Source organism: Micromonospora sp. NPDC003944, from assembly GCF_053605225.1.
In genome coordinates, this window is record NZ_JBSGIV010000034.1 from 1 (window position 1) to 12,101 (window position 12,101).

At 72.8% G+C, this 12,101-nt stretch carries 9 protein-coding genes; 5 read left to right on the forward strand and 4 right to left on the reverse strand.

The window, feature by feature from the left end:
* Nucleotides 1–152: 152 nt before the first annotated feature.
* Complete coding sequence (locus ACWER9_RS18160; protein WP_452302926.1) at nucleotides 153–281, reverse strand: hypothetical protein; 129 nt, start codon at nucleotides 279–281, stop codon at nucleotides 153–155.
* A gap of 133 nt (nucleotides 282–414) precedes the next feature.
* On the opposite strand from ACWER9_RS18160, the gene ACWER9_RS18165 reads away from it, so the two are divergent.
* Nucleotides 415–2,004: a phospholipase D family protein gene (locus tag ACWER9_RS18165; protein ID WP_452302927.1), complete on the forward strand. Its 1,590-nt coding sequence runs from the start codon at nucleotides 415–417 to the stop codon at nucleotides 2,002–2,004.
* Here ACWER9_RS18165 and ACWER9_RS18170 read toward each other — a convergent pair.
* Nucleotides 1,953–2,702 (reverse strand): hypothetical protein, encoded by a 750-nt coding sequence (locus ACWER9_RS18170; protein WP_452302928.1) that lies wholly within the window; start codon nucleotides 2,700–2,702, stop codon nucleotides 1,953–1,955. The genes ACWER9_RS18165 and ACWER9_RS18170 overlap by 52 nt on opposite strands.
* A 376-nt stretch (nucleotides 2,703–3,078) precedes the next feature.
* Between ACWER9_RS18170 and ACWER9_RS18175 the strand changes: the two genes are divergently transcribed.
* Nucleotides 3,079–3,903: a SigB/SigF/SigG family RNA polymerase sigma factor gene (locus tag ACWER9_RS18175; protein WP_452302929.1), complete on the forward strand. Its 825-nt coding sequence runs from the start codon at nucleotides 3,079–3,081 to the stop codon at nucleotides 3,901–3,903.
* Nucleotides 3,904–4,058: 155 nt separating this feature from the next.
* Nucleotides 4,059–6,599, forward strand: coding sequence for an ATP-dependent helicase HrpB (hrpB, locus tag ACWER9_RS18180; RefSeq protein ID WP_452302985.1), 2,541 nt, complete (start codon nucleotides 4,059–4,061; stop codon nucleotides 6,597–6,599).
* An 8-nt stretch (nucleotides 6,600–6,607) separates the two neighbouring features.
* Here hrpB and ACWER9_RS18185 read toward each other — a convergent pair whose 3' ends face one another.
* Nucleotides 6,608–7,333 carry a PP2C family protein-serine/threonine phosphatase gene (locus tag ACWER9_RS18185; protein WP_452302930.1) on the reverse strand — a complete coding sequence of 242 codons (726 nt, stop codon included), beginning with the start codon at nucleotides 7,331–7,333 and terminating at the stop codon, nucleotides 6,608–6,610.
* Between the two features lie 259 nt (nucleotides 7,334–7,592).
* Here ACWER9_RS18185 and ACWER9_RS18190 point away from each other — a divergent pair, with 259 nt between their 5' ends.
* Entirely contained in the window at nucleotides 7,593–10,202 is a 2,610-nt protein-coding gene (locus ACWER9_RS18190; RefSeq protein ID WP_452302931.1) for a glycoside hydrolase family 9 protein, read from the forward strand.
* Nucleotides 10,203–10,267: 65 nt separating this feature from the next.
* Here ACWER9_RS18190 and ACWER9_RS18195 read toward each other — a convergent pair whose 3' ends face one another.
* A complete protein-coding gene (locus ACWER9_RS18195) occupies nucleotides 10,268–10,924 on the reverse strand; it encodes an HAD family hydrolase (RefSeq protein ID WP_452302932.1) in 657 nt (218 codons plus the stop codon).
* 161 nt (nucleotides 10,925–11,085) lie between these two features.
* Here ACWER9_RS18195 and ACWER9_RS18200 point away from each other — a divergent pair, with 161 nt between their 5' ends.
* A complete protein-coding gene (locus tag ACWER9_RS18200; protein WP_452302933.1) occupies nucleotides 11,086–12,000 on the forward strand; it encodes a hypothetical protein in 915 nt (304 codons plus the stop codon).
* Nucleotides 12,001–12,101 lie beyond the last annotated feature (101 nt).

A 12,101-nucleotide genomic window follows, 5' to 3' on the forward strand; every position in this document is an offset into this window, starting at 1 on the left:
GTGGGACCCTTGCCATCGTAGTTCATCGATGTGAGCGATAACACCATCGAACCCGGTGCCGCGCGACGTTCGGCGTCAGCGGACGATGACCAGGTCGTCGACATGGCCAACCTGGTTCCCCGGCTCACCCACCCGGGGGCGTCGGCGCCGCCTCAGGAGACCGCAAAGATCCCGGCGACCCCCAGGATCACCATCAGCAACACCGCTACCAGCGCCCCCCGTTCGCTCTCCACCGCCGGCTCGCGGTTCTCGGTCACGGGAGTCGTCGTGTCGCGGGGCATGGTGTGGCCTCCTCGGCTGTTGTCGCGTCACTGTCGATGGCGTTGGCCAGGTCACTGGTCCGCGGCCTGGCGTGCGGACCCGCGTCGGGGGTCCTACCGTGAGGACGTTGCCGACCTCCAGGGGGGCTGGACGGTGCCGTTGCAGGACTGGTTTCTCACCGCTGAGGAACGCGCCAACCCGGTCTCTGGGATACCCGTCTGGACCACGGGAAACCTCGCCGAGCCGTTGATTCACGGTGCCGCGTACTTCGACCGGCTGGTCGACGAGGTCGAGGCCCTGGGCCACGGCGACCACCTGTTCTTCACCGACTGGCGGGGTGACCCGGACCAGCTGCTGCGCCCGGACGGTCCGACGGTGGCCCAACTCTTCGCGCAGGCCGCCCAGCGCGGCGTGGTGGTCAAGGGGCTGATCTGGCGCTCGCACCTCGACGTGCTGGCGTACAGCGAGGCGGAGAACCGCGACCTCAGCGAGACGATCTCGGCGGCCGGTGGGGAGGTGCTGCTGGACCAACGGGTCCGGCGCGGCGGCTCGCACCACCAGAAGCTCGTGGTGCTCCGGCACCTGGACGCCCCCGAACGGGACATCGCCTTCGCCGGCGGCATCGACCTGTGCCACAGCCGCCGCGACGACGGCGCCCACCACGGCGACCCGCAGCCGGTGCAGATGTCCCCCCGGTACGGACCCCGTCCGCCCTGGCACGACGTGCAGCTCGCGGTGCGCGGGCCGGTGGTCGGCGCGTTGGACACCCTCTTCCGGGAACGCTGGACCGACCCGATGCCCCTGGACTCGGAGAACCCGATGGCCTACCTGCGGGACCGGTTGCGCGGCTCGGACCTGCGCCCCGACCCGCTGCCCGACCAACCGGCGGATCCGCCGGCCTGCGGCCCGCACCAGATCCAGGTGCTGCGCACCTACCCGGCCGTCCGCCCCCGCTACTCGTTCGCACCGGACGGGGAGCGGACCGTGGCCCGTGGCTACACCAAGGCGGTACGCCGTGCCCGTCGGCTCATCTACCTGGAGGATCAGTACCTCTGGTCGGCCGAGGTCGCGGACCTGTTCGCGCACGCGTTGCGGGACAATCCGGACCTGCACCTGATCGCCGTCGTCCCCCGCCACCCGGACGTGGACGGCGCGCTGGCGTTGCCGCCGAACATGGTCGGGCGCGAGCAGGCGCTGTCGCTCTGCGAGCGGGCCGCACCGGACCGGGTGCACGTGTTCGACGTGGAGAACCACGCCGGCGACCCGGTCTACGTGCACGCGAAGGTGTGCGTGGTCGACGACGTCTGGGCCAGCGTGGGCAGCGACAACTTCAACCGGCGGTCCTGGACGCACGACAGCGAGTTGTCCTGCGCGGTGCTCGACGAGACCCCGGACCAGCGGGCGCCCACCGATCCCGCCGGGCGCGGCGACGGCGCGCGGAGCTTCGCCCGGGACCTGCGACTGCGGCTGTGGCGCGAACACCTGGACCGTGACCCGGACGGCGCGGACGACGCGGACCTGCTGGAGCCGGCGGACGCCGTCGCGGCCGTCACGGCCGCCGCCGACGCGCTACAGCAGTGGTACGACGACGGTCAGGTCGGGGAACGGCCGCCCGGACGGCTGCGCCCGCACCGCCCCGAGCGGCTGCCGTGGTACACCCGCGCCTGGGCGCTGCCGGTGTACCGGCTGGTCTACGACCCGGACGGCAGGCCGCTGCGGGCGAGGCTTGCCGGCACCTGGTGAAGCGGCCGGGCCGGCTCCGGGGTGGCGACGGTGTGCACGCTCAGCCCACCCGGGTAGGCGAACGACGAGCGCGGTGAGTAGTAGCCGAAGCCGATGGTCAACGGGTTCGCCGGGCGCAGCGCGTACATCGGGTGACCGGGCTGGAGGAACTCCACCGACTCGATCTCGAACGGGGCGACCGGCTCGGCGACGAACGGGTAGGCCGAGCTGAGCAGCTGGCCGTCGCGCCGGGTGAAGTAGCGGTGGTGCCCACTGCTGATCACGTGCCCCGTCTCCCCCACCCGACACCGTGCCCGGATCAACGGCGTGCCGTCGATCTCCGTCTCGGAGAGCAGGTCCTCGCCGGTCACCTCGATCCGGGTGCGGCCGGCGAGCACCGGGGCGCCGCGGGCCACCGCGTACTCACGCACCCGACGGCTTGAGGCCACGTAGTGCGTCCACCAGCCGCCCGGGTTGAGGCCGCCGGGCGCGTCGACGCCGAGGAGGGAGACGCCGAGGTAGGTCAGCGAGTACGCGCCGAAGCCGGAGGTCTGGGTCTCGTCGTCGACGATGTACTGGTTGAGGAACACCTGCCGGTCGGGGCGGGGGCTGAGCCCCGGGGGGACAAGTGCGGCGACCGCGTCGGGGTCCGCCGGCAGCCAGCTGAAGTAGAGGGTGCGGCTGTTCACGACGAGCTGGGGAGCGGCTGGATCGAGCACGGTGCCTCCGAACCGGGTGTGTACACGCGACGCTACGGCCGGTCCCGCCAGCGGGACAACGACGGATAGTCGACACTGCCACCGAGTTGTCGGATTTCGTGTTGACCAGTCGATGCGACCGGGGGACCGATCGGTCGGGCCGACCGGCCGACCGGACAGCGGGTGCGGCCGGAAAACCGGGGTAAGGATCCTCACAGCCACCCTCACTCACGCGGCCTTTGCCCCTTTTGTGGTTCAACACGCCTTAAGTACATCAACCTTTCGGCTAGATTTCGGGGAGACGATCAGGTTAAGGTGACTCCCGAACGGCCCACTGAAAGCTAAACCAAAGAGACACGCCTTTTTGTCCGCGGACGAGGTGCAGGGAGGACCACCCATGACCGCGCCAACGATCACCGAGCAGCCGAGCGCCCCCGTCAAGGCCACCACCAAGCTCGACCCGCGCGCTCTCACCGACAGCGCCGCCGACCTGCTCAACGCGATGGCGGCGCTGCCCGCCAACCACCCGTCGCGCGCCGCGCTGCGGGACCGGGCGATCGAGGCCTGGCTGCCGCTCGCCAACCACCTGGCGCACCGCTACAGCGGGCGCGGCGAGCCGAACGACGACCTGGCGCAGACCGCCGCGATCGGTCTGATCAAGGCCATCGACAAGTTCGACCCGTCGCGCGGCGTCGACTTCGCCGGCTACGCGATCCCCACCATCATCGGTGAGCTCAAGCGGCACTTCCGGGACCGCACCTGGGACATCCGGGTGCCCCGCCGGCTCCAGGAGCTGCGGCTGGCCATCTCCGACGCCAACAGCTCGCTCCTGCAGACCCTCGGCCGCTCGCCGACGGTCGCCGACATCGCCGCGCACCTCAAGCTCACCGAGGAAGAGGTCCTGGAGGGCCTGGAGGGCGCCCGGGCGTACAACGCCGTGTCGCTGTCCACCCCGACCGGCGACGGCGAGCGCGCCACCGAGCTCGGCGACATGCTCGGCGGCGAGGACAACGAGTTCGAGCTGGCGGAGCTGCGGGTCGCCCTCGGCCCGGCGCTTGCCACCCTCGACGAGCGCGAGCAGAAGATCCTCACGCTGCGCTTCTACGGCAACCTGACCCAGTCGCAGATCGCCGACCAGATCGGCGTCTCGCAGATGCACGTCTCGCGGCTGCTGACCCGGGCGCTGACCAAGCTGCGCGGTCAGCTCGACGGCACGTACTGAGCAGTTCACGACAGGAGGGCCGGGTCCGTGGACCCGGCCCTCCTGCCATGTCCGCGTTGTCACGTTCACGTGACAACGCGATCGCGCTGCGTAGTGGCGCAGGGCGAGGTCCGTCCGTCGTTCCTGACGCCCGCGCCCCGGTGCGAGACTTGGCCGTGCTCTCCGACGTGACCCTCGACCTGCCGGTCCGTCCGGTGCTGCCGGCGCTGGTCGCGGCGCTCGACGAGGCCGGCACCGGCGTGCTGGTGGCCCCGCCGGGCACCGGCAAGACCACCCTCGCGCCGCTGGCCGTGGCCGACCGGGTGACCGGTCGGGTGGTGATCGCCCAACCCCGCCGGGTGGCGGCTCGTGCCGCCGCGAGGCGGATGGCCGAGGTGCTCGGCGAGCGGGTCGGCGAGCGGGTCGGCTACGCGGTCCGCGGCGAGCGCCGGGTCGGCCCGGCCACCCGGATCGAGGTGGTCACCACCGGCCTGCTGGTCCGCCGACTGCACCACGACCCGGAGCTGCCCGGCACCGGCGCCGTGCTGCTCGACGAGTGCCACGAACGCCAACTCGACGCCGACCTCGCGCTGGCCTTCACCGTGGAGGCGCGCGCCACGCTCCGGCCGGACCTGTGGCTGCTGGCGATGTCCGCCACCCCGGACACCGACCGGTTCGCCGCGCTGCTGGGCGGGCCCCGCCCGGCGCCGGTGGTTCGCGCCGACTCGGCGTTGCACCCGGTACAACGGACCTGGGTGCCCCCGGTCCGTCCGATCGCCCCACCCGGCGCCGGGCCGGTGGACCGGGCCCTGCTCGACCACGTGGCCGCCACCGTCCGGCGGGCGCTGCGCGAGCACGACGGCGACGTGCTCGTCTTCCTCCCCGGGGCCGGCGAGATCGCGGCGGTCACCAACCGACTGACCGACCTACGGGACGCGGTGGCGCTGCTGCCGCTGCACGGCCGGCAACGCGGCACCGAGCAGGACGCCGCGCTGCGTCGCGCGGACCGACGGCGGGTGGTGCTCGCCACCGCGCTGGCCGAGACCAGTCTGACCGTCCCGGGCGTGCGGATCGTGGTGGACGCCGGCCTCTCCCGGGTGCCCCGGATCGACCTGGCCCGAGGGCTCGGCGCGCTCGTCACCGTGCCGGTCTCCCGCGCCGCCGCCACCCAGCGCGCCGGCCGGGCCGGCCGGGAGGGCCCCGGGTACGTCTACCGCTGCTGGTCCGAGGCCACCCACGAGCGGCTGCCCGCGCGCGCCGAGCCGGAGATCGCCACCGCCGACCTGACCGGCTTCGCGCTGGAGCTGGCCGCCTGGGGCCGGCCGGACGGCGTCGGGCTCGCGCTGCCCGACGCGCCGCCGGCCGCCGCGATGACGGTGGCCCGGGACACCCTGGAGACCCTGGGCGCGGTCGACGCCGACGGTCGGATCACCGCGCGGGGGCGGTCGATCGCCGCCGCCGGGGCGCACCCCCGGCTGGCCCGGGCGCTGCTCGACGGCGCCGGTCGGGTCGGCGCCGACCGGGCCGCCGAGGTGGTCGCCCTGCTCGCCGAGGGGAGCGCGGCCGGCCCCGGCGACGACCTGGTCGTCGGCTGGCGTCGACTGCGCACCGGCGTGGACGCGGGCGCGACCGCCCGCTGGCGCACCGAGGTACGCCGTCTGCGCGCCGCGCTGCCCACCGGCGACCCGCCGACGGGCCGCGCCGAGGCCACCGGCCGCACCGGCTCGGGTGGCTTGAGCGACGACCTCGCCGCCGGGCTGCTCGTCGGTCTGGCGTACCCGGAACGGTTGGCCCGGGTGCGGCGGCCGGGCGGTTCGGCGTACCTGATGACCGGCGGGACCGCCGCGGAGCTGACGGCCGGCTCGGGGCTGGCCGGGTCCGACTGGCTGGCGGTGGCGGTCGCGGACCGCACCCCCGGCGCGCCGTCGGCCCGCATCCGCCGGGCCTCCCCGGTGGACGAGGCGACCGCGCGGGAGGCGGCCGGCCCGTTGCTGCGCACGGGCCGTGAGGTCGGTTGGTCCGACGGGGACGTGGTGGCCCGGGAGGTGACCCGGCTGGGCGCGATCGAGCTGGTCCAGCGGCGGCTGGAGCGACCGGACCCGGCGGAGCTGACCGCCGCACTGCTGACCGGCCTGCGGCACGACGGGCTGGGCCTGCTGCCCTGGACACCTGCGGCGCGGGCGCTGCGCGAGCGGCTCGCGTTCCTCCGGCACCACCTGGGCGACCCGTGGCCGCCTGTCGACGACGACTCGTTGCTCGACGCCGCGCCGACCTGGCTGGGCCCGGAGCTGGCCGCCGCGAGACGCCGGGCCGACCTGGCGCGGGTGGACGTGCCGTCGGCGCTGCGCCGGCTGCTGCCCTGGGCGCAGGCCGCCCGCCTCGACGAGCTGGCCCCGGAGCGGATCGAGGTGCCGAGCGGCTCCCGGGTCCGGCTGGACTACAGCGATCCGGGCGCGCCGGTGCTCGCCGTGAAGCTCCAGGAGACGTTCGGCTGGCCGGCGGCCCCGCGCATCGCCGACGGCCGGGTGCCGGTGCTGCTGCACCTGCTCTCCCCCGCCGGCCGGCCGGTGGCGGTCACCGCCGACCTGACGTCGTTCTGGCGAACCGGCTATCCGCAGGTCCGCTCCGAGTTGCGCGGGCGCTACCCCCGCCACCCCTGGCCGGAGGACCCGACAGCGGCCACACCCACCCGGCGCGTCACGCCCCGTCGGCGCTGAGCGCCGGCCTACTCCTCGACGACGTCGGCCACCACGACTGTGACGTTGTCCGGCGCGCCGGCGTGCAGGGCCAGGTCGATCAGCTTGCCGGCGCAGGCGTCCCGGGCCGGGTGGCCGCCGAGCACCTCGGTGAGGGTGTCCGGGCGGACCACGTTGGAGAGGCCGTCGCTGCACAGCAGCCAGCGGTCGCCGGCCCGGGGCACCATCGTCGCGTACGACGGGGAGACCTCGTCGCCCTGCAACGCCTGGGTGACCACGGCGCGGCGCGGATGGCTGCTGGCCTGGTCCGCGGTGATCACGCCCTGGTCCACGAGCATCTGGACGAACGTGTCGTCCCGGGTGACCTGCTTGAGCACGCCCTCGCGGAACAGGTAGGCCCGGGAGTCGCCGACGTGGGCGAGAGCCAGGCAGCTGCCGGTACGCGCGAAGAGCAGGGCGGTGAGCGTGGTGCCCATGCCCTGGCGCTCGGGATCCTCGGCGACCGCCTGTCGGATCCGGGAGGTGGCCAGCGCGATGCCACCCTCGAGCGCGGCGACCAGGGCGTCCTCGGGTGTCTCCACGTCCAGTGGGGCGACCGCGTCGATGGTGAGGGCGCTGGCCAGGTCACCGGCGGCCATCCCGCCCATGCCGTCGGCGACGGCGACGAGCCAGGTGCCGGCGTGCAGGGCGTCCTGGTTTCCGCTGCGGATCAGCCCACGGTCGCTCGTTCCCACGGAACGCAGCTTCAGGGTCATGGGAGGCAGCCTGCCAGGCGAGGGGCGCAGTTGTCTCTAGGAGATCAGGACGACGGCGCGTGGCGCGGCCAATCTCACGTCTTGGTGACGCCGCCTGTCGTACGCCCGTCGCGTCGACCGCCCTCGTCGAACGCCACAACCCATCCAACCGGATCAATTGACATCGTCTACCGACGCTGGAAACATCGAGCCGATATTGGGAGCGCTCCCAGCTTCTTGTCGCCACCACCGTCCCGTCTCCGTCCCGGAAGGACTCCCCGTGACGTCATCCCGACGCCGCCTCCTGTTGGCTGCGGCGACCACTCTGGCCCTCACCGTCGGGGGCGCCGGCGCGGCCCACGCCGACCCACCGCCGGACGCCCCCGAGCAGATCGACAACGGCGACTTCAGCGCCGGAGTGAGCCCCTGGTTCTCCTTCGGCACCGGCGCGCTGACGGTCACCGACGGCCAGCTCTGCACCACCGTCGCCGGCGGGTTGGCCAACCCGTGGGACGCCGGCATCGGCCAGGACGGCGTGCCGCTGATCGCCGGCGCCGAATACACCCTCGGCTTCGACGTCTCCGCCACCCCCGGCGCCGCGGTGAAGGCCGTGTTGCAGCTCGGCAGCGCCCCGTACACCACGTACGCGGCCGTGGACGCGGCCGCGACCAGCACCCTGCAACGGGTCGAGCAGACCTTCACCGTCCCGGACGACAACCCCAACGCCCAACTGATCTTCCAGGTCGGCGGTTCCGCCCAGGCGCAGACCATCTGCCTCGACGACGTCTCGCTGCGCGGCGGCGAGCCACCCGAGCCGTACGTGCCGGACACCGGCCCGCGGGTGCGCGTCAACCAGGTCGGCTACCTCCCGGGCGGCCCGAAGAACGCGACCGTCGTCACCGAGGCCACCACGGCGCTGCCCTGGCAACTGCGCAGCGGCGGCGGCGCCGTCGTGGCACGTGGCACCACCACGGCTCGCGGTGTCGACGCGGCCTCCGGGCAGAACGTGCACACCGTCGACTTCTCCAGCTACCGCACCCCCGGCACCGGGCTCACGCTCACCGTGGACGGCGAGACCAGCCACCCGTTCGACATCTCGGGCACCCTCTACAACCAACTGCGCTCGGACTCGCTGCAGTTCTTCTACGCCCAGCGCAGCGGCATCGCCATCGACGGTGACCTGATCGGCGACGAGTACGCCCGCCCCGCCGGTCACCTCGGCGTCGCGCCCAACAAGGGCGACACCAGCGTCCCCTGCCAGCCGGGTGTCTGCGACTACTCCCTCGACGTGCGCGGCGGCTGGTACGACGCCGGCGACCACGGCAAGTACGTCGTCAACGGCGGCATCGCCACCTACCAGCTACTGAACACCTTCGAGCGGACCAAGACGGCGGCCACCGCGGCCGGCGGTGCCGCGCTCGCCGACAGCACGCTGCGGGTGCCCGAGCGCGGCAACGCCGTACCGGACATCCTCGACGAGGCCCGCTGGGAGCTGGAGTTCCTGCTGCGTATGCAGGTGCCGGCCGGCAAGCCGCTCGCCGGCATGGTCCACCACAAGATCCACGATCAGAACTGGACCGGCCTGCCGCTCGCCCCGCAGGACGACCCGCAGCTTCGCGAGCTGCACCCGCCGTCGACCGCGGCCACCCTCAACATGGCCGCCACCGCGGCCCAGTGCGCCCGGCTCTTCGCCCCGTACGACGCGGCGTTCGCGACCCGCTGCGGCACTGCCGCGAAGACGGCCTACGCCGCGGCCAAGGCGCACCCGGCGGTGTACGCCAGCCCGACCGACGGCACCGGCGGCGGCGCGTACGACGACAGCAACGTCACCGACGAGTTCTACTGGGCGGCGGCCGAGCTGTACCTCACCACCGGGGCGCAGAACTACCTGGCCGACCTCACCGCCTCACCGCACCACACCGGCAACGTGTTCGACGCACGGGGCTTCGGCTGGCAGAGCGTCGCCGCGTTGGGCCGTCTCGACCTGGCCACCGTGCCGAACGGTCTGCCCGCCGCCGACCTGGCCCGGGTTCGCGCCTCGGTCACCACGGCCGCCGACACGTACCTCGCCGAGCTGCGCCGGCAGGCGTACGGGCTGCCGATGCCCGGTGACGCCAACAGCTACTTCTGGGGCGGCAACAGCAACGTCATCAACAACGCCGTGGTGCTGGCCACCGCCTTCGACCTGACCCGCAACCGGGTCTACCGTGACGGTGCGGTGCAGGCGATGGACTACATCCTCGGCCGCAACGCCCTGAACATCTCCTACGTCACCGGGTGGGGTGAGCACGCCGCGCAGAACCAGCACAGCCGCATCTTCGGTCACCAGCTCGACCCGAGCATGCCCCGGCCGCCGGCCGGCTCGATCGCCGGTGGCCCGAACGCGGCCCTCCAGGACCCGTTCGTGGCGCAGCTGCTGGCCGGCTGCGAGCCGATGTTCTGCTACGTCGACGACATCAACTCGTACTCGACGAACGAGGTCGCGATCAACTGGAACTCGGCGCTGGCCTGGATCGCCTCGTTCCTGGCCGACCAGGGTGACTCCGGCGCGGTGCCGGCCACCACCTGCTCGGTGCAGTACGCCAACTACGGCGCCTGGCAGGGCGGCACCGGGTTCACCGCCCAGCTGACCGTCCGCAACACCGGCACGACGGCAGTCAACGGCTGGAGCGTGCGCTTCGCGTTCACCGGTGACCAGCGGGTACGCGAGGCGTGGCTGGCGAAGGTCACCCAGTCCGGCGCGACGGTGACCGCGCGTAACGAGTCGCACAACGCCAAGATCGCACCCGGCGGCACTGTGACGTTCGGCTTCAACGCGACGACGGCCGGCGGCGCCAACCCGAACCCCGGCCTGGTCACGGTCAATGGAGCGGCCTGCTCGCTGACCTGAGCGGCGTCCCGGTGGCCGCTTGGGGAAGGCGGCCACCGGGACCGCACGATCGCGCGGCCGGCGGGTCAGCCGCCGGCCGCGTTGTGCTTCGCCACCAGGCTCGGGAGTTCGTCAAGCGAGTCGATCCGGAACAGGCACCGCTCGGAAACGGTCGGGATGTCGAGGATGTGCCCCCACGGAGAGCGCCGGATCAAGCACGTCCTCATCCCGACCTCCTGGGCCGGGCGGGCGTCGTTGTCGGGCCGGTCGCCGACGTACAGGATCGACGACGCATCGCCGCCACCTTCACGGACAACCCGCTCGAAGAACCCCGGTGACGGCTTCGCCACGCCCCACCCGTGCGAGGTGCCGATCACGTCCACCGGAAGGTCGAGGTCGCGCAGGGTCGTCTCCGCGTGAGCTGGCTGGTTGCCGGCCAGGCCCACCAACAGGCCCTGGTCCTTCAAGGACTTCAGGCATCCCCGCGCGTCCGGGTAGAGATCCGCCTCGGCGAACGACTCGGGCCGGCCGGCAGCCGCCCGACGCTCCAGCTCGGTGGTGAGATCGAAATCGGGCCGGAAGGCCCGAAACGTCTCCTGATAGTCCAGACCCCGCGAGATCACCGCGCCGAAGACCGCCGAGAACGTGTGCCGGGGCACGCCGAGCCAGTCCGCCCAGGCAGCAAATTCATGGGACTCGTCGAGAATGGTCCCGCCGACATCGAAGAAGACCGCGCTGATCATGTTCGTCCCCCGTCACGGTCGCGCTGCCGGTGGAGCATAGACGGGGTTGCCGGGCGTCGGCCTGCCTCCCGGTCGCGCTGTGGAGCTGATGCCGTGAACGATTCACCGCGCAGGCATCAAATCGGTGGATCGGGAACGCCACGTGAGCCATGGTGAGGGCCATGGATGGCAATGATCTGGCCGGCGCGGAACGTCGAGTGTGGACTTCGATGCCGGCGGGGACGCGCGCTGCGCTGGCCGGGCTATCCCCCGCGGACCTGCGCACCCTCCTGCTGACCGTGGCCCGGGACCGTACGACGACCGTGCGTCCACCTGAGGTGGTGCGCCGCTGGCGCGAGGACCGTTTCGTCCGCCCGGCCCGTGCCGATCCACGCGCGCTGGCACGGGTGGAGGGCCGGATGTGGCAACTGCTGCCCGCCGACGTCGCCGGAGTGGAGCTGTCGCCGGTCGTACCGGTCGGCACCTGTGCGGCGGTCGCACCGGTCAGCCAGAACAGGATCGTCACCACGATGCGCGCCAGCGAGGTGCTGAGCGATCCCACAAACGCCCTCGCCATCGAGGCGGCCGTACGTCGCCGTCGACAGGACGAGGTGCACCTGGCCGCCACTCATCGGGTGCTGCGGGCGCAGGATTTCGGCGGCGACGCGTCGGCGCACTTCCGGCTCTTCGCCCTGGTCTCCAGCGCCCGGGACACCGGCTCGGGCGACACACAGGCCCGGCTGCTGATCCGGCACCTCACCTACTGGCAGACCGTCCTCGCCGAGTTGGCACCGGCCGCCGCACCTCAGCTGCACGTCACGACCCACGACGACGACGTCGTCCGGGAACGGCTGGCCGACACCGTCCGACCGGCTCTCGACGAGGGTGCGGTGCCGCTGGTGGACGAGCCGGAGCACACCCGCGGTCGCGGTTACTACACCGGTTGCGCCCTACGGATCAGCCTCTTTGACGGCGACCTGGAGATCGGCGACGGCGGCCTCACCGACTGGACCGCCCGACTGAGCGGCGACGCCAAGGAACGCTGCCTCATCTCCTGCCTCGCCACCGAACGCCTCGCCGACCACGTGGCCCACTGAGGCGAGATCGCGCGATGCTCCCCGTACTCCATTTGGGCCTCTGATTGTTCCGCTAGAGACGCGAAATACGAAGGCCCGGCCCCCGTCTCGGCGGGGGGCCG

What these genes read in the sequence shown, in the direction of transcription:
- ACWER9_RS18160 (WP_452302926.1), bottom strand. Translation starts at nt 281, where the DNA reads ATGCCCCGCGACACGACGACTCCCGTGACCGAGAACCGCGAGCCGGCG.
- ACWER9_RS18175 (WP_452302929.1), top strand. Translation starts at nt 3,079, where the DNA reads ATGACCGCGCCAACGATCACCGAGCAGCCGAGCGCCCCCGTCAAGGCC.
- ACWER9_RS18185 (WP_452302930.1), bottom strand. Translation starts at nt 7,333, where the DNA reads ATGACCCTGAAGCTGCGTTCCGTGGGAACGAGCGACCGTGGGCTGATC.
- ACWER9_RS18195 (WP_452302932.1), bottom strand. Translation starts at nt 10,924, where the DNA reads ATGATCAGCGCGGTCTTCTTCGATGTCGGCGGGACCATTCTCGACGAG.
- ACWER9_RS18200 (WP_452302933.1), top strand. Translation starts at nt 11,086, where the DNA reads ATGGATGGCAATGATCTGGCCGGCGCGGAACGTCGAGTGTGGACTTCG.